Here is an 18,792-nt window from a genome sequence, read left to right on the forward strand (position 1 = left end):
AATAGCAGGTGCGCAGCCAGGCCAGGTGATCGCGGCTGGACAGACGAAAGGGTTCAGACGAGGAAAGTCCGGGCTTCACAGGGCAGGATGCCGGATAACGTCCGGTGGAGGTAACTCCCAGACCAGTGCAACAGAAATAAACCGCCCCGTTTTGCGGGGTAAGGGTGGAAAGGCAGTGTAAGAGACTACCGCCGCTGTGGTAACAGAGCGGGCACATGTAAACTCCATTCGAAGCAAGACCGAGAAGAAAGCCATACGGCGGCCCGTCGTGCTTTCAGGTAGGTCGCTGGAGCCTTCTGGCAACGGAAGGCCTAGATAGATGATCACCCAACGACATAACCCGGCTTATCGGTCTGACTGTGTATGATAATAAGCACATAATAAAAGCAACTGTATTTTGCAGATCTGATCTGTGAAATATCAGTTGCTTTTTTGATAAAGAATGACAGCTTTTTATAGTTTCATAGTTTTATCTTTTTTCAGCTCCAAAATCACATCCAAAGACAAACCGGTAGTTTCAGCGATAGAAGTATCACTGAGTTTTCCTATCAGATTTCTGGCAATTTCAAGCTGCTTTTTCTGGGAACCATTGTTGAAACCATCATTAAAACCATCATTAAACAGCATCTGACCCAAACGTGTCATACGAATACACTCCTTTACATGTTCAAAATCATCATTTTCAAGAAACTTATCTGCCATAGTATAGAGCATCGCCTCGATTTTCTGCAGATCTTCCGATGGAATATCTTTTGTATTTCCGGTAAGAGAGAATGCCTGAAGGAACCGTTCCTTTTGAGAAAGTTGACCATCCATCAGAGGGATAAGTGTTAATGGAACGAGATCAGCCTTTGTAAGAATGTCTTCAGAGGAAAATTTCTCTTTCAGCGTTTCAATCAGCCTATCTGCATTGTGATTCTTCATTATGATCGGAATAATACGATAAGTATTTATTCCTTCAGTAAATGAAGTGACCGGATTTCGGATATTTCCCGGATAAAGAACGTATGTGGTGATAGAAACGCCATACTGATAATGTGTCATAAAAAATCCTTCCTGCAAAAGGAAATCAGAAAGAAATTGTCTGATTACAATATAACAGAAAAAATAAAAACAGAAAAAATAAAAACAGACAATACATTTTCCTTTGCGTAACAGCTATGTGTATGTAAACTTGATAAAATGAAAAAATACCAGAATCGGTAGATTATAATAAGAATAAAAATAGAAAAACTAAAAAATGTAATACAGACAATCCTTTCCGGAAATGCAAATCTGTTTCTAAAAGAATAAAATATCTAACACAAAAAGTCAACAATAAAAAAACAGAGGAGCAATGAGCAGGAACCCACCATTTCAAAATCTATGAAAACACAGCGCCCGGTCCCCGCATCGATAGTCAGGCCTTTGCAGGAGCCGTAGTAATACTTGGTCTGCGGGAGACTGCGTTATTTTTCAAAATCATGCTGTCTGAGCGACGTCAGGAGCGAGTTCATGATTTTGGAAAATGTTTTTAGCAGTCTTTCGCAGGCTTAGTATTACTAGGCTCCGAAACAGCCAAAATCGAAGTGGGGACCGGACGCGTCCGTTTGTTAATAATGCTCATATGAACTCTATTTATTCCGTTTACCTCTATATTTCTCCTCGCAATACTTACACCGGTAAACCTCATTCTCTTCATCTGCAAGAACAAAAATCTGATCCAGTCCCTGCTCGATGGAAGTAATGCAGCGAGGATTCTTGCATTTGATCACGTTCACAACCTGCTTCGGCAGCTTCAGCTCTTTCTTTGCAACGATCTTTTCGTCCTTGATGATATTTACGGTAATATTATGATCGATAAAACCAAGGATATCCAGATCCAGATCCTCGATGGGGCATTCAACCTTGATGATATCCTTTTTTCCCATTTTCTGGCTGCGGGCATTTTTGATGATAGCAACCGTACAGTCCAGCTTATCCAGCTTCAGGTCATGATAGATCGTCATTGCCTTGCCGGCTTTGATATGATCCAGAACATAACCCTCACGAAGAGCACCTACGTTTAACATGGCAGTTCCACCTCCAGTAATGTAAGAATCAGGGCCATACGGACATACACACCATACTGGGCCTGTTTGAAATAAGCGGCACGTGGATCAGAGTCCACTTCAACAGAAATCTCGTTAACACGTGGGAGTGGGTGGAGGATATACATATCCTTCGGTGCAAGCTCCATTTTCTGTTTGTCCAGAACATAGAAATCTTTCATGCGGACATAATCCTCTTCGTTGAAGAAACGTTCCTTCTGAACACGGGTCATGTACAGGATATCCAGATCCGGAAGTGCATCCTCCAGACGTTCCTCCTCGACAAACTCGACATTGTTGCGTTTCAGAACATCCTCACGGATATAGCTTGGAATACGAAGCTCCTCCGGAGAGATCAGAACAAATTTCACATTTTCATAACGGACCAGAGCCTCGATCAGAGAGTGAACGGTACGGCCGAATTTCAGGTCACCGCAGAGGCCGATGGTAATATTGTCAAGTCTGCCCTTCAGGGAGCGGATAGTTAAAAGATCGGTTAATGTCTGGGTAGGATGCTGGTGGCCGCCATCACCGGCATTGATCACCGGAATATTGGATGACATAGAAGCTACAAGCGGAGCACCCTCTTTCGGATGACGCATAGCACAGATATCTGCATAACAGGAAACAACGCGAATAGTATCGGCAACGCTTTCGCCTTTGGATGCGGAGCTGGAATCAGCAGAAGAAAAACCGAGAACCTTTCCTCCAAGATTCATCATGGCTGCTTCGAAACTTAAACGTGTACGTGTACTTGGTTCGTAAAACAATGTCGCAAGCCTTTTATCATCACAGGTATGTGCATACTTTTTTGGATTTTTCCCGATGTCGTCGGCGAGATTCAGAAGCTTATCAAGCTCTTCAACCGAGAAATCCAATGGACTCATTAAATGTCTCATGTTGTACCTCCAATTATTTACTGGAAATAAGATTCCTTCCAGTTATCATATAATATAACTGTGAGATTTTCAAGAGACTTTCCGAGGATTTTGTCGAAGGAGCCATTCGAAAAAGAGACCGGTAAAAAACCACAGAGGAGCATAGTCCAGCCGGATCACTCCTTTATACTGAAGCGGAACATGAGAATAATCCCAGGGACAGATGTGAAGCTTCTGAAAAAAAGATCCGCTTAAAAATTCCACGAAAAAAATCCCGCAGCTGTAAATGATCCCCCGTACCATAACTGGAAAGCGGGCAAGCTTGTAGTAAGCCGGACGGATCAGTGCTGCAAGTCCGTAAACAGGGAACATCAGAAGAGAGGTTTTGCCCATCATAGTAAAATGTCCGGTGACAAGAGAGTGCAGTCCTGTCCATAAGATCTCCAGACACCAGCCTGTAAAACCGCACAGAAAAAAATCCTTCTTTTGCATTTTAAAGCTCCTTCTCATCAGCAGAAATCCTGCGTTTTCCGGAAAAATGTCAGTTTAACTGAATTAAGAAAGTCCCCTGCGGGGCTGCGAATATCCGCCTGGACTTTAAATATATTTAACGTGGAAAAGCGTCTTTAATAGCCTTCCCTGCCTTGAAAAAAATATACACGTGGGTTATAATGAACAAAATTATTACTGCAAAGTGAAAAAGCAGTAATGGATCATCAACACATGCGGAAGGAGAAAACAGACGATGAATTATGAAGAAAGTCGTGCCTACATCAGAGCTGCGGAATTGAAAAAGGGAATTGTTCTGGGACTGGAAAATATGAGAGAACTGATGAGGCGGCTTGGAGATCCCCAGGATGAACTGAAGTATGTTCATGTAGCGGGAACTAACGGAAAGGGTTCTGTGATCGCATATCTGTATTCCGCTTTATCAGGTGCAGGTTACCGGGTCGGAAGATATATTTCCCCGGCGGTCTATTCCTACAGAGAGAGGATGGAGGTTAACGGAGAACCTGTCAGCAGAGAGAAATTTGCAGCATATGTGACAAGGATCGCGGAGGTGATCGATGAGATCGTAAAAGAGGGAAAACCGCATCCGTCAGTATTTGAAATTGAAACTGCAGCCGCATTTCTTTATTTTCGGGATGAGAAATGCGATCTGGTATTAATGGAAGTTGGTATGGGCGGTGATCTGGATGCCACCAACATTATAAGTACTACAGTTCTTTCCATTCTGGTATCCATCAGTATGGATCATACGGCATTTCTTGGAAATACCCTGGGCGAGATAGCAGAAAAAAAGGCCGGCATCATTAAACCGAACAGTCATATGGTAACTGTAAAGCAGCAGCCAGAGGCAGAGGCGGTCATACGAAGAATATGCTCAGAACAGAATGTGCCATACGAGGTAGCAGACCGGGACAGCGCAGAGGTACTGGAAGCATCCATAACCGGCCAGACCTTTCTTTATAAAGGAGAAAAATATACAATATCCCTGGCAGGTGCCTATCAGAAGGAAAATGCGGTGGCAGCGCTCCGAGCACTGGAAATCCTGAATGAACAGGGATATCCCACAACACTGGTCCAGAGACAGGATGGATTGAAACGTACCACCTGGCCGGGAAGATTTGCACTTCTCGGGACAGAACCGGATTTTGTGGTTGATGGAGCTCATAACCCTGCAGCGGCAGACATGCTGGCTGCATCCATTGAACGGTATTTTAAGGGAAAAAGGATCATCTACATCATGGGAATGTTCCGTGACAAGGATTACCGCAAGGTTATCCGGAAAACAGAAAAATACGCAGATACCATCCTGACGATTGCGGCACCGGATAACCCCAGGGCTCTGACCCCGCAGGAGCTGGCAGATGCGGTGCGGGAATTTCATTCTGATGTAAGGCCCTTTGACAACATCGAAGCCGCAGTGGCAGAGGCCTATCAGCTGGCAGGAAAAGAGGATGTGATCATTGCTTTTGGTTCCCTGGCGTTCTTGGGGGATCTTACAGAAATTATCAGGAAACATAACGGAGGAAACCAATGACGGATTTGGAAAGATACAGAGACGAGATCGATGAGATCGACAGTGAGATCGTACGTCTCTTTGAAAAACGAATGAAGGTGAGTGAGGAAGTCGCTGAATATAAAATAAAAACCGGTAAGCAGGTACTGGATCCGGCACGTGAGAGTCAGAAGATCCATACGCTGAAAAACAAGGCCCACGGGGACTTTAACAGCCTCGGCGTGCAGGAGCTTTTCCGTCAGATCATGGCCATCAGCCGTAAGAGACAGTACCAGCTGTTGACAGAGCATGGGATTTACGGAGAGCGCAATTTCACAACTGTGAAGCATGTTCCCCTTGAAAACGCAACGGTTGTGTTTCAGGGTGTAGAGGGAGCCTACAGCTATGCGGCTATGCGGCAGTACTTTGGGAAAAATATCGAAAGCTACCATGTAAAAACATGGAGGACAGCTATGGAAGATGTAACCCATGGCAAGGCCGATTATGCGGTACTTCCTATTGAGAATTCTACTGCAGGTATCGTGGCTGATATCTATGACCTTCTTATGGAGTACAAGCTGTATATCGTAGGCGAGCAGATCATCCGTGTGGATCATGTGCTTCTGGGCATGCCGGATGCACAGATAGGGGATATCAGGGAAGTCTGCTCTCATCCTCAGGGGCTTGCCCAGTGCAAGGCATTTCTGGAGGAAAACCCTTCCTGGAAAAAGAAGGAAGTGGAAAACACCGCAGGCGCGGCCAAAAAGGTCAGTGAGGTGGGGGACAAAGGCGTGGCAGCTATCGCAAGCCGTGAGGCTGGTGAGGTATTCGGTCTGAAGGTCCTTGCAGAAAATATCTGCAGAGAAAAAGCAAACTCTACACGTTTTATTATTGTAAGCAGGAAACCGGAATACGAGGAAAAGGCCGGGAAGATCAGCATCTGTTTTGAGCTGCCTCATGAAAGCGGAACTCTTTACAACATGCTTTCCCATATTATCTACAACGGACTGAACATGACCAAAATTGAATCCCGTCCGATTCCGGGAAAATCCTGGGAATACCGTTTTTTCGTGGATTTCACAGGGAAACTTGGCGAAAGCGCTGTGGAGAATGCGTTAAGAGGAATCGAGGCGGAGGCGAATGTTCTCCGTGTTCTTGGAAATTATTAAGATACAGAGGAGTTAAATTATTATGTTGGCAAGAATTCAGGAATGTATCCTTTACCGTGGATTTTCAAACGGTGAGATACTGGACGATATGACAGAACTTATTAATCTTTATGAAGCAGATGAAGAAGCACTCAAGGCAAGAGAAGACCAGTTTTTCAAAAGTGTCAACGGGCTGGTGGAGCTGGCAGGAATGTACGGTTTTTCCGGAAATATCTGGCATACATATCTTACCTTCCTTCTGGTAAATCATGAGAACGCTTTCAGTATGGCAAGCGAGATACGAGGAGCGATCAAGGGCAGCATTAACGACCTGGCAAAAAATGATTTCCAGATTTTCAAGGAATTGTATGATTTTGACATCACGGTCTTTGATAAAGTGTTCGGAACTGTATGCTGCAGGGTGATCTGTGATTACCAGACACCGGATGAGAACAGCAAGCTCTTTAATACCAGGATCCGTGACCGTATCTGTCAGATGAGCAAAACCCTGGCAGCAGCCACCACAACCGAAGAATTTATGGATGATATGGTATCCTTCTATAAAGATTTCGGTGTTGGCAAGCTTGGTCTCCATAAGGCATTCCGTATCGGCCACGATGAGGAGGGAAAGGTGGAGATCCAGCCTATCACAAGGATCGCACATGTGAAGATCGATGATCTGGTAGGATATGAGATCGCCAAGAAAAAGCTCATTGATAATACAGAGGCATTTGTACAGGGGAGAAAGGCGAACAACTGTCTGCTCTTTGGTGATGCGGGAACCGGTAAATCTTCCAGTATCAAGGGAATCCTGAACCAGTATTATGATCAGGGACTTCGTATCATTGAGGCCTATAAGCATCAGTTCCAGGATCTTAATGAAGTTATCGCCCAGATCAAAAACCGTAACTATCGTTTTATCATTTATATGGATGATCTTTCCTTTGAGGAATTTGAGATTGAATATAAATACCTGAAAGCAGTGATCGAGGGCGGTCTTGAGAAAAAACCGGACAATGTCCTGATCTATGCCACAAGTAACCGGCGTAATCTTGTCCGTGAGCGTGCCACAGACAAGCTGGAGATCGCAGATGACAATGATCTGCATTCCTCCGATACCGTGCAGGAGAAGCTTTCCCTGGTATATCGCTTTGGCGTCCGTATCTACTTTGGCAAACCGGACAAAAAACAGTTCCAGGAGATCGTCCGCACACTGGCAGCCCGTTATGGAGTTACCATGCCGGAGGAGGAGCTTCTTCTGAAAGCCAACCAGTGGGAGATCTCTCACGGCGGACTGACCGGACGTGCAGCGCAGCAGTTTATCGATTACATTGTGGGAACAGAGGAAGAAAAAAAGAAATAGTTTACCTGTGTATTGGGGGAAAGGATGAAAAACTATGGCGGTGACAACCTTTGCAGCAATTGATATAGGCTCCTATGAAGTCAGTATGAAGATCTTTGAAATGTCAAAGCGGATCGGCTTCCGGGAGATCAATGATGTCCGTTACCAGCTGGAGCTGGGCCGTGGAACTTATGCTGCAGGACGGCTAGAGATGGAGACTGTGGATGAGCTCTGCGAGACCCTTAATGATTTTAAACGCATGATGGCTGAATTTGGGGTAGAAAGCTGGCGTGCGTGTGCAACAAGCTCTCTCCGTGAGCTGGAAAATCCGGTGATCATTCTGGAGCAGATCTATCAGAGAACCGGTATCCGGGTAGAGATCCTGAGTAATGCGGAACAGCATTTTCTGGGATATAAATCCATTGCTGCCATTGAATCCGGCTTCAAAAAGGCTATTCAGAAGGGGACGGCGATCCTGGATATCGGAGGAGGAAATCTGCAGATCTCTCTCTTTGATAAAGATGCTCTGGTGCTGACCCAGAGTATCCGTATGGGAAGTCTTCGTATCCGCGAACGTCTGAAAGAACTGGAGAAAACAACTCCACATTATGACCGGCTGATAGAGGAATTTATCCGAAATGATCTGATAAGCTTTCAACGTCTTTATCTTAAGGACAAGGAAATCTCCAATCTGATCCTGATGGGAGATTTTCTCACAGATACGATCTTTCAGGACAGATCCGGAGAGAATATCATCACAAAGGAGGAATTCCTGAAGAAATACGAGACCATTGTAAACATGTCCGATCATGACCTTGCCGAATCCATGGAGTTGGAACCGGAATATGCGTCTCTGATCGTGCCGAACATGGTTATCATCCGAAACTTTATAGAAATCTTTCAGGCAGAAGCACTCTGGATTCCGGGTGTTTCTCTTCTGGACGGGATTGCCTATGACCATGCGGAAAAAAACAAATATCTGAAAAGTGTACATAATTTTGAAAATGATATCCTGGTGGCATCCAGGAACATTGCCAAAAGGTATTCCAGCGGAAAGAACCACATTGCAGGAACTACCGATGTGGCACTGGATATTTTTGACAGCACAAGGAAGATCCACGGCATGGGAAAACGTGAACGGCTTCTTCTGCAGATCGCAGTTCTTCTTCATGACTGCGGAAAATATATCAGTATGAGTGAGGTGGCAGAATGCTCTTACCGGATCATCATGGCTACGGAGATCATAGGTCTTTCCACAGAGGAGCGGCAGGTGATCGCTAGTGCGGTGAGGTACAATACCAGAGAATTCGGCTGCTACAAAGAGATCAACCGTGAAACATCCATGAGTAGGGAAAATTATCTCCTGACTGCGAAGCTGACCGCGATTCTCCGCCTGGCCAATGCTATGGACAGAAGCCATTACCAGAAGGTAAAAGCGCTTAATGTAACCTTAAAAGACAGGATTCTTTACCTGGTGGTGGATTCCGCAAGGGATGTTTCTCTGGAACTGGGGCTTCTGAAAGATAAAAAGGAATTTTTTGAAGAGGTGTTTGGAATCCGGCTTGTAATGAGACGGAAGGGAAGAAGATAACGGAGGAGGTTTTTGTATGAAATTTAAGGAATTTGACAAACCGGAATATTTTGTAAACAGAGAGCTGAGCTGGATCAAATTTGATGATCGTGTGCTCAGTGAAGCCAGAGACAAAAATCTACCTCTGTTTGAGAGACTGAAATTTTTGAGTATCACCTCATCCAATCTGGATGAATTTTATATGGTCCGTGTTGCATCCCTGAAGGATCAGGTTCATGCAGGGTACAAAAAAACAGATATTGCAGGAATGACAGCCAAGGAACAGCTGAAAGCCATCAGTCGGCAGACACATGATCTTGTTCACGTACAGTACAGTACATTAAACCGGTCTCTGGTCCCTGCGCTTGAAAAAGCAGGACTTCATGTGATCTTTGAGCACGAGGCATTTTCCGAGAAGCAGAAAGAATTTGTGGATCAGTATTTTGAAGACAATGTATATCCGGTCCTGACACCAATGGCAATGGATTCTTCCAGACCGTTTCCTCTGATCCGTAATAAAACGTTGAATATCGGAGCACTTCTTTCCAAAAAAGATACCAAAAAAGGAAAAGAAGAGATTGATTTTGCCACTGTACAGGTGCCTTCTGTACTTCCGAGAGTAGTGATCATTCCATCTGAGAAAAAAGACCATACAACCGTAACACTTCTGGAACAGATCATTGAGCGCAACATCGACAAGCTGTTCTTAAGCTATGATGTGATCTGTGCCCATCCGTACAGGATCATGCGTAATGCGGATCTTCCTATTGACGAGGATGAGGCAGAGGATCTTCTGGTTGAGATCCAGAAACAGCTGAAAAAACGCCAGTGGGGAGAGGTGATCCGCCTGGAAGTGGAAGATAAGATGGATCCGCGGCTTCTGGATATTCTGAAAATGGAGTTTCAGGTTCATGGAGATGATATCTTTTTTATCAACGGACCGCTGGATCTGACCATGCTGATGAAGGTTTATGGTATTGACGGATACGATCAGTTCAAGGAACCGAAATACAAACCGGCAGCAGTGCCTGCATTTCAGAATGATAAAGATATTTTTCAGGTGATCAGGGAGGGTGATGTGTTCCTGCATCATCCGTATATGAGCTTTGATCCGGTGGTGAATTTCGTGCGTCAGGCGGCAAAGGACCCGGATGTACTGGCAATCAAGCAGACCCTGTATCGCGTCAGCGGCAATTCACCCATCATCGCGGCACTTGCTCAAGCCGCAGAAAACGGCAAGCAGGTTTCTGTTCTTGTAGAGCTGAAAGCGCGTTTTGATGAGGAAAACAATATCGTCTGGGCAAAAATGCTGGAAAAGGCAGGCTGTCATGTGATCTATGGTCTGGTGGGCCTGAAAACACACAGTAAGATCACTCTTGTTGTGAGAAGAGAAGAAAACGGGATCCGCAGATATGTGCATCTGGCAACCGGAAACTATAACGATTCCACAGCCAAGCTTTATACAGACTGTGGTATATTTACCTGTGATGAACGGTTTGGAGAGGATGCAACTGCTGTGTTCAACATGCTTTCCGGATATTCCGAGCCGAAGCGCTGGAATCGCCTGATCGTTGCACCGATCTGGATGAAGGACCGTTTTGTAAAAATGATCGAAAGAGAAGCGGAGCATGCGAAAAAGGGAGAAGAGGCTCACATTGCGGCAAAGATGAATTCTCTGTGCGACCCTGAGATCATTGCAGCGCTGTATTATGCTTCTTCCTGTGGGGTCAGGATCGATCTTCTGATCCGCGGCATCTGCTGCCTGAAGGTGGGCATTCCGGGTATCAGCGAAAATATCCACGTGCGTTCGATCGTTGGTAATTTCCTGGAGCACAGCCGTATTTTCTATTTCCGCAATGGCGGTTCCGATGAAATCTATATGGGAAGTGCGGACTGGATGCCACGTAACCTTGACCGTCGTGTGGAGATTGTTTTCCCTGTGGAAGATGAGCGGATCAAGGAAGAGATCATGCATGTGCTGGATCTGGAATTCCGTGACAATGTAAAAGCACATATCCTGCAGCCCTCCGGTTTGTATGAGAAGCAGGACAAACGTGGCAAAACGCTGATAAATTCCCAGATGGAATTCTGCAGGGAGGCTACCGAGCGGGCCAAGGCAGCAAAAAAGGAGAAAAAAGAAAAGAAGAGAGTTTTCGTACCGGCTGAACCGGCGGAGGATATTATAAAATAGTAAAAGAAAAGGACAGCCTGTCATATCAATTTATGATACAGCTGTCCTTAAATAATGTTCTCAAAGATTATCCATATTACGTCAATACTGTATGATATTCAGAAAACCTGACAGCATGCGGACGTTTCTAATAACACTTCTTGCAGGCTTTATACCCTGCAGCTTCGGCCTGGGAGCGTGTCATTTCTGTGGCATTATCCGGATTCATATTTCCGCAGTTAGGGATCCGGTGGTACTTGCTTCCGGTAGCGGAGATCCAGACCATATCACCCACTGGCTCCGGATCGGCCTGCACTCCGGTCTGAGGATCTGCAGCAGCCGAATCAGAAGATCCATAGCCGGACGCACCGGAATCCTTATAAGCGGAGGAAGGCTGTGTGCCGGTATCCGATTCATCTCCAGCAGAATAATCATTACAGGGACTCTGGTTCCACTGGATATTGCTTCCGTCGCTGACTGCGATCACCGTACCCTGCTCATCAGTACGAAATACCTGTATTCCCATATCCGCAAGCTTATCCATGGTATCCTTATGAGGATGTCCGTAGGAATTACCGGCGCCGCAGCTGATCACTGCATATTCCGGAACAGTCTTCTGGAGCAGATCCCAGGTGGTGGCAGTGGCAGAACCGTGATGTCCCGGAACGATCACATCGCAGGAAAGATCAAGTCCCAGATCACAGATCGCTTCCTCCCCGGCAGATTCTGCATCCCCGGTAAAAAGAAAATGGTTATTTCCGTTTTCCAGCCGGATCGCAACAGAATTGTCGTTATCGTTGCTGCTGATCGATTGAGGAGAAAGCACCGTAAATTTCCCGCCTCCGAAAGTAAAATCCGTTCCGGGCTCCGGATGCTGCACAGTTAATCCCTGAGCGGCAACACTGTTTTCAAAAGATTGATAGATCTTTGTATCCTGTACATAATCTGCACCGATCACATTTTTTACGGAAAAGCTGTCCAGGCATCCTACAAGACCAGCCACATGGTCCTCGTCATAATGGGAGGAGATCATATAGTCAATGATGGAAATATTCTGTTTCTGCAGATAGGAAACCACGAAACTGGAATGTCCTCGGTCACCGCCGTCATACAGGAGATTCTGCCCCTGTGACTGGACCAGGATCGAAAGCCCCTGCCCTACATCCAGAAAGTGTACAGCCATTGTTGTGTCAGCAGAAGCAGCCTCGGCTGTGTAAGCAGCAGAGGGAACTCCTGCGACTGTTAGCAGAACAAGCAGCAGAGAAAGAAAAAATGTCTGCAGCTTTCTGCGAAAAGAACGTTTGTGATGCATGAGAAGTCACCCCCTTATCTTAAGTATTTTCAGGGGAAATTATAAAACAGAAGAGAAAGAAATGCAAAATAATATATGTGAAAATACAGAAAACAGATAAACAGGAAGAACGAAATTTTTATATGCAATGTTCAGAGCAAAGTTTGAAAGCGATAACAGGAAAAAGTGAAGTATAACAATCACAAAAAAGCAGTCAGAATAAAAATCCTAACTGCTTTCAGTTGATAGCCAGTACGGGAATCGAACCCGTGTTTCCGCCGTGAGAGGGCGGCGTCTTAACCCCTTGACCAACTGGCCATATTCATTTGTGTCGTTTGCTCTTGATTTCTGTTGTTTCCCGCAACCGACTTCGTTAGTATATAATACTTTCTTACAAAATGCAAGCACTTTTTTTCTTTTTTTGAAAAAAATTTTCACCCTGTTTTTTGACAATTTTTTTGACGGAAAAATCGATTGATGATATGATAGATACAAAACGAAATGGAATAAAAAAATATAAAGAGGAAGAGTATGGATTACAGAAAAAAGAAAAATTTGATATGGAAGGGAGAATCCTTTCTTTTTGTTGTGGTGCTGCTGGTTTTTGGCGCGATCTTTGCGGCAATCCACACAGGGGGGCTGATCCAGAATCAGGACAGTGTACAGCTTCTTAACAAAGGATGGTACTACATAAAAGACGGAAAAAAACAGGAGATCACCCTGCCTGCGGAAATTCCGGCAAAAACAGGTGAAAAGCTGATCCTGTACAATGAAAGTCTGGGAGCGGAAAGCAGAGGAATGACCGTGGTTTCTACAGGAGCCCAGTACGATCTGGTGATACGCCTGAATGGAAAGATCCTGTATGAATATAAGGAGGCCATGTTTTCCAAAAATGTGCAGATGCGTTCCAAGGTGCAGTGCATCGCCGCTCTGGGTAATGACACAGAGGGAAAAGTCCTGACGTTCAGCTATTCTGCGCCTCAGAGAGGAAAATATGTTATAGAGCCGGTATGCATAGGAACCGGAAGTGCAATAGCCTGGTATCAGATCAGAAAAGCAGCCATTCCTTTAGGGGCAGCAACGATCATGATCGTATTAAGTATGATCGCCCTGTGCATCTGCATCTATATGAGAATAAGGCAGATGCCGGACAGACGGTTCCGGGATGTGGCACTGTTCCTTATGATGTGCAGTATCTGGCTGGTGACGGACTCATCACTGGCACAAAGCTACAGCAGATGCCCCGAAGCATTATGTCTCATTTCTTTTTATATGTTCATGCTGATGGCAGTTCCGATGCTGCGTTTTTTGCAGAATATCGGAAACATGAAAAAATACAGGCTCCTGGATCTTGGAATCTTTACATTTTATCTGAATGCTGTTTTACAGGGAGTTCTGGTGATCCTGGGAGCCTTTGAATTTAAGGATATGCTGTTTGTAACACATATCCTGCTGTTTGTGTGGGTCCTGATATCAGCGGTACTTCTGATCCGGGAGTACCGGAAGCATAAACAGCGTGAGATACATCTGCTTCTCATTGCATATATCATCGTGGGAACAAGCGGTATCATAGCGCTGATCCTGTACTGGCTGTTCGAGATTTCCTACTATGGATCCATTTTTGAATTGGGAAATCTTGTGTTTCTTGTGCTGGTCATTGCAGACGCAGTCATGATGATGGCAGACAACGTCCGTTACCGTCTGGAATCCCAGGCTTACGAACGACTGTCCAGAGAAGATGGGATGACAGGACTTGAGACGAGAGCCAATTTTGAGAAAAAATTGGAAAGTATTTCCGCAGATATGGGCAGATACCGGGATATCCTTCTTATGTATATCGATATCGATCAGCTTCGCGTGATCAACGAAGAATACGGACGGGCTGCAGGAGACGAGATGGTGGTGATCTCGGCCAGATGTGTGGAGAACGTTTTCCAGGAAAAAGGAACCTGCTACCGCATCGGCGGGGATGAATTTGCGGTTCTGGTCTATGATCCGGAAGTACCGGATGAATTCTGGCCGGAACGCCTGAAAGAAGAGCTACGGAATATCGGGAGAGGATGCAGACATCGTTTTTCGTTATCTCTGGGATGCAGCCATCTGCGGAATAAGGATGGTTCTCTGAAATCCATAGGAGAATGGAAATATGAGGCAGACAGGAAGCTTTATGAGAACAAAAAGAAGGAGGATTTGAAAAATGGAGTATATTAACTGTTTTCAGATCACATCCCTTGTCCTGGTGACGATGATCGCGATACATTATTTTTCTCATAAAAGACTGAACAATGCGGAAAACAGGAATTTTGTATGTTCTCTGGCTTTCAGCGGTGTTTACGTGCTGCTGGATATGCTGAGTGCGGTGATCGCGGGAGGCGGCAGCAGCGAAGGCTGCAGAATGTCAGCGCTGGTCCTGACGCTCTATTATTTCTGTGATGTCATACTTACCTACGGGCTTTTCTGCTACATTCGGATCATCACCGGAAGACAGAAGGAGAAGTATAAATGGCTGAAAACCGGCTGGGTGGTCCTGCCGGCTGCAATGCTGCTGGCAGTTACAGCAAACTTACGGACGGGATGGCTTTTTTATTTTGACCAGGAAGGTAGATTTATCCGGGGAAGTTTTCATTTTCTGCTCTATGGATATGTATTCTTTTTTATGCTGGTGATCGTTGCATTTATGTTACTTTATGGAAAAACAGCAGAAAAAGAAATACGGCGTACCATATGGAGATTTTGGTTTATCGAAGCAGCCTGCCTGTTTCTCCAGATTGCCGCGGAAAGAATACTGCTTACCGGCTTCGGACTTTCTGTAGGACTTTGGCTGATCTATCTTACTATGAACAATCCAGGTGAATATACGGACAGTATGACAGGTTTATTTGACAAACAGTATTTTGACAAATGGATCGGAGAAAAGCTCTATCGAAAAGAAAGCTTTCATCTGCTTGCTGTGGATGCCCGCAATATGAAGCAGATCAACCGGATCTACGGTACCAGAGTGGGAGATCAGCTGCTGATCCGGGCGGCAAAGGGATTTCGGGAGATCACGGATTCAGTGCAGATCTTTCGTATCACAGGCAATTGCTTTCTGGCAGTGCTGGACTCGCTGACAGATTATGAAAAAGCCAGAGACGGCATAGAAGAATTTCTGAAAAAGCCGTTTTTTATCGAAAACGAAAAGGTGTCGTTCCATGCTGCGATCTGCGGGATCATGAATGCGGAAAAACTGGAAAAAGAGGATAGTATTCTTTCTTATATTGAATATATGATCTCTCTGATACAGAACCGTCAGGATACGGTCCTGATCCAGTCGGACAGCAAGATCCTGGAGGGCTTCCGCTATGAGCAGGAAGTGGAGCATTTTCTTCAGAAGGCTGTGAAAGAGGATCTGTTCGAGGTATATTATCAGCCGGTATATTCCATAAAAAACGAGGATTTTGTTACTCTGGAGGCACTGAGCCGGCTGAAACATCCTGTTCTGGGAATGATCCCGCCGGATGTGTTTATCGGGATCGCGGAAAAACAGGGAATGATCTCTGCGGTGGGATGCCTTCAGCTTCACAAGGTCTGCCGTTTTATAAAAGAGCATGAATATATCATGAAGAAGATCCGGAATGTGAAATTCAATCTTTCTCCTTCTGAATTGATGAAACCCGGATACAGCCATGTGCTTATCGGGATCATACAGGGGTATGGATTGGATCCGGGATATTTTCAGTTTGAGATCACGGAAAACGTGGCAACCGAATACAGCGAAAGCTTCTGCACAGCCATTGATGATTTTGCAGAAGTGGGAATCCACATGTGCCTGGATGATTTTGGTTCCGGTTATGCAAATCTGAACGCAGTTCTTCGCATTCCGTTTTCAGCAGTAAAAATGGACCGTTCTCTTTTGTCCGGGGTCAGCAGCGATCCTCAGACGGCTACCTTTTATCGCAGCATTGTCATGATCCTGCAGCATATGGGATATAAGGTGATCGCAGAAGGCGCTGAGACCGAAAAGGAGGTAAAACTTCTGGAAAAATGGGGTGTGGATATGATACAGGGATATTATTTTTCCAGGCCCCTGTGCGAGGAGAAGCTTCTGGAAAAAATTTCCTGAAATGATCAGAAACAGGCGGAAAACATGCTTTTATAAAAAGCAGGGTTTTCCGCCTGTTGTATTCAGACAGACACAAATTGCTTGAAGTTTACAGATACTTTTGATAGAATAGATAGGCTGTGGCGGCTGAAGAAAGCGATTTTTCGGAAGACCGGTTTCTTGAACTGCCACGCATATCTTTTGGAAAAATTGCAGAAAAAAGATGATCATGTGGACTTTACAAGTACATATATTTTGAGTATAATACAAACAAATGTTCGAATATAAAAAAGAAAGGAATCAGTGGAATGGCAAAAAAAGACACTTATGATGCGGGCAGTATCTCTGTCCTGGAGGGCCTCGAGGCCGTGCGAAAGCGCCCCGGTATGTATATCGGAAGCGTATCCAGAAAGGGACTGAACCATCTGATATATGAAATCGTAGACAATGCGGTGGATGAGCACCTTGCAGGGTACTGCAGCCGTATCCATGTAGTTCTTGAGAAGGACGGTTCCTGCACGGTAGAAGATAATGGACGAGGGATCCCGGTGGATATGCATGCCAAGGGAATATCTGCGGAGCGTCTTGTTTTTACAACCCTTCATGCAGGCGGTAAGTTTGACAATTCCGCATATAAGACAAGCGGCGGACTTCATGGTGTAGGTTCTTCCGTAGTGAACGCATTATCTACGTATCTGGATATTAAGATCAGCCGTGATGGTTATATACATCATGACCACTATGAGAGAGGAATCCCTACCATTGAACTGGAAGCAGGACTTCTCCCCAAATTAGGGAAGACCAGAGGTACCGGAACCTGTGTGAATTTCCTTCCGGATCCGGAGATTTTTGAGAAAACAAGATTCGGAGCAGCAGATGTAAAGAGCCGTCTTCATGAGACTGCCTATCTGAATCCGGAGCTTACCATCCATTTTGAGGATCGAAGAGGGGACACTCCTGAGGATATCGAGTATCATGAGCCGGAGGGGATCGTAGGCTTTATCCGTGACCTTAACAAGAATGCACAGTCTCTCCATGATCCGGTTTATTTTAAAGGAGAGGCAGACGGGATCCAGGTGGAGGTTGCTTTTCAGTTTACCAATGAGTTCCGTGAGAACGTTCTAGGATTCTGCAATAATATCTACAATGCAGAGGGAGGAACTCATCTGACCGGATTTAAGACTACCTTCACAACGGTAATGAACACCTACGCACGTGAGATCGGTGTACTGAAGGATAAAGACCCCAATTTTACAGGTGCAGATATCCGAAACGGAATGACAGCTGTAGTCTCCATCAAGCATCCGGCACCCCGCTTTGAGGGACAGACCAAGACCAAGCTGGACAACCAGGACGCATCCAGAGCCACCGGCAAGGTAGCAGGAGAACAGCTGGTACTGTTTTTTGACCGAAATCTGGAAACACTGAAGAGCGTCCTTTCCTGTGCGGAAAAGGCGGCCAAGATCCGTAAGACCGAGGAGCGTGCCAAGACAAACCTTCTCACCAAACAGAAATACTCTTTTGATTCCAACGGCAAGCTGGCCAACTGTGAGAAGAAGGATCCGTCACTGTGTGAGATCTTTATCGTAGAGGGAGATTCCGCCGGCGGTTCGGCCAAGACAGCCAGAGACCGTAACTATCAGGCAATCCTTCCGATCCGCGGTAAGATCCTTAACGTAGAGAAGGCTACCATTGACAAGGTGCTGGCCAACGCAGAGATCAAGACTATGATCAATGCCTTTGGCTGCGGCTTTTCCGAAGGCTACGGAAATGATTTTGATATCACGAAGCTTCGCTATGACAAGATCGTGATCATGGCCGATGCGGATGTGGATGGTGCTCATATCTCTACTCTGCTTCTGACCTTGTTTTACCGTTTTATGCCGGAGCTTATCTATGAGGGACATGTGTATATTGCCATGCCACCTCTTTATAAGGTAATGCCGAAGAAGGGGCAGGAGGAATATCTCTACGATGACAAGGCTCTTGAGAAATACCGTAAGAGCCATAAACCGGGAAGCTTCACACTCCAGAGATACAAAGGTCTTGGTGAGATGGACGCCCAGCAGCTCTGGGAGACTACCCTGAACCCTGAGACAAGAATGATGAAGCGTGTGGAGATCGAAGATGCCCGCATGGCCTCCGATGTGACAGAGATCCTGATGGGAAGCGATGTTCCGCCACGTAAGGCCTTTATCTATGAGCATGCAACAGATGCAGAGCTGGATATTTGATTGGGAG

General features: G+C 45.5%; 13 protein-coding genes, 1 tRNA gene and 1 other RNA gene. 9 read left to right on the top strand and 6 right to left on the bottom strand.

Features of this window, described 5'->3' with window-relative positions:
- The first annotated feature begins 13 nt into the window (after positions 1–13).
- Positions 14–364: RNase P RNA component class A (gene rnpB / locus ACTNDQ_RS01595), an RNA gene on the top strand.
- Positions 365–453: 89 nt separating this feature from the next.
- Here the strand turns inward: rnpB and ACTNDQ_RS01600 are convergent.
- From ACTNDQ_RS01600 to ACTNDQ_RS01615, 4 genes are all read right to left on the bottom strand, one after another.
- On the bottom strand, positions 454–1,044 hold the full coding sequence (locus ACTNDQ_RS01600) for a hypothetical protein (RefSeq protein WP_279201471.1): 591 nt from the start codon (positions 1,042–1,044) through the stop codon (positions 454–456).
- A 569-nt stretch (positions 1,045–1,613) separates the two neighbouring features.
- On the bottom strand, positions 1,614–2,051 hold the full coding sequence (locus tag ACTNDQ_RS01605) for an aspartate carbamoyltransferase regulatory subunit (protein ID WP_015525765.1): 438 nt from the start codon (positions 2,049–2,051) through the stop codon (positions 1,614–1,616).
- Positions 2,045–2,968: an aspartate carbamoyltransferase gene (gene pyrB / locus ACTNDQ_RS01610; RefSeq protein WP_270614067.1), complete on the bottom strand. Its 924-nt coding sequence runs from the start codon at positions 2,966–2,968 to the stop codon at positions 2,045–2,047. The genes ACTNDQ_RS01605 and pyrB overlap by 7 nt, the downstream gene beginning before the upstream one ends.
- Positions 2,969–3,037: 69 nt before the next feature.
- Positions 3,038–3,439 (bottom strand): putative ABC transporter permease, encoded by a 402-nt coding sequence (locus ACTNDQ_RS01615; protein WP_022426606.1) that lies wholly within the window; start codon positions 3,437–3,439, stop codon positions 3,038–3,040.
- 253 nt (positions 3,440–3,692) lie between these two features.
- On the opposite strand from ACTNDQ_RS01615, the gene ACTNDQ_RS01620 reads away from it, so the two are divergent.
- Genes ACTNDQ_RS01620 through ACTNDQ_RS01640 form a run of 5 tightly spaced genes read left to right on the top strand, consistent with a single transcriptional unit; the run spans position 3,693 to position 11,200 of the window.
- Positions 3,693–4,991: a bifunctional folylpolyglutamate synthase/dihydrofolate synthase gene (locus ACTNDQ_RS01620; RefSeq protein ID WP_279201468.1), complete on the top strand. Its 1,299-nt coding sequence runs from the start codon at positions 3,693–3,695 to the stop codon at positions 4,989–4,991.
- A complete protein-coding gene (pheA, locus tag ACTNDQ_RS01625; protein ID WP_021650329.1) occupies positions 4,988–6,118 on the top strand; it encodes a prephenate dehydratase in 1,131 nt (376 codons plus the stop codon). Before ACTNDQ_RS01620 ends, pheA begins: the two co-directional genes overlap by 4 nt.
- Positions 6,119–6,143: 25 nt before the next feature.
- Complete coding sequence (locus tag ACTNDQ_RS01630) at positions 6,144–7,460, top strand: ATP-binding protein (protein ID WP_044960616.1); 1,317 nt, start codon at positions 6,144–6,146, stop codon at positions 7,458–7,460.
- Between the two features lie 34 nt (positions 7,461–7,494).
- Complete coding sequence (locus tag ACTNDQ_RS01635) at positions 7,495–9,030, top strand: Ppx/GppA phosphatase family protein (RefSeq protein ID WP_161209011.1); 1,536 nt, start codon at positions 7,495–7,497, stop codon at positions 9,028–9,030.
- Positions 9,031–9,046: 16 nt separating this feature from the next.
- Positions 9,047–11,200, top strand: coding sequence for an RNA degradosome polyphosphate kinase (locus tag ACTNDQ_RS01640; RefSeq protein ID WP_278796509.1), 2,154 nt, complete (start codon positions 9,047–9,049; stop codon positions 11,198–11,200).
- A gap of 127 nt (positions 11,201–11,327) precedes the next feature.
- Here the strand turns inward: ACTNDQ_RS01640 and ACTNDQ_RS01645 are convergent, their stop codons facing one another.
- Together ACTNDQ_RS01645 and ACTNDQ_RS01650 are read right to left on the bottom strand one after the other, a co-directional pair.
- The gene (locus ACTNDQ_RS01645; protein WP_441063406.1) at positions 11,328–12,491 is read right to left on the bottom strand and encodes a ComEC/Rec2 family competence protein; all 1,164 of its coding nucleotides are present in this window, start codon (positions 12,489–12,491) and stop codon (positions 11,328–11,330) included.
- A 225-nt stretch (positions 12,492–12,716) separates the two neighbouring features.
- Positions 12,717–12,788: transfer RNA gene (locus ACTNDQ_RS01650), tRNA-Glu, on the bottom strand.
- Between the two features lie 213 nt (positions 12,789–13,001).
- Here ACTNDQ_RS01650 and ACTNDQ_RS01655 point away from each other — a divergent pair.
- The 3 genes from ACTNDQ_RS01655 to ACTNDQ_RS01665 all read left to right on the top strand — a co-directional run bounded on the left by ACTNDQ_RS01655 (position 13,002) and on the right by ACTNDQ_RS01665 (position 18,785).
- Positions 13,002–14,681 (top strand): GGDEF domain-containing protein, encoded by a 1,680-nt coding sequence (locus tag ACTNDQ_RS01655; protein WP_441063408.1) that lies wholly within the window; start codon positions 13,002–13,004, stop codon positions 14,679–14,681.
- Entirely contained in the window at positions 14,668–16,572 is a 1,905-nt protein-coding gene (locus ACTNDQ_RS01660; RefSeq protein ID WP_441063410.1) for an EAL domain-containing protein, read from the top strand. Before ACTNDQ_RS01655 ends, ACTNDQ_RS01660 begins: the two co-directional genes overlap by 14 nt.
- Positions 16,573–16,859: 287 nt before the next feature.
- A complete protein-coding gene (locus tag ACTNDQ_RS01665; RefSeq protein WP_441063412.1) occupies positions 16,860–18,785 on the top strand; it encodes a DNA gyrase/topoisomerase IV subunit B in 1,926 nt (641 codons plus the stop codon).
- Positions 18,786–18,792: the final 7 nt, after the last annotated feature.

It is taken from the genome of Blautia massiliensis (ex Liu et al. 2021) (assembly GCF_052064225.1).
Classification (GTDB): domain Bacteria; phylum Bacillota; class Clostridia; order Lachnospirales; family Lachnospiraceae; genus Blautia_A; species Blautia_A fusiformis.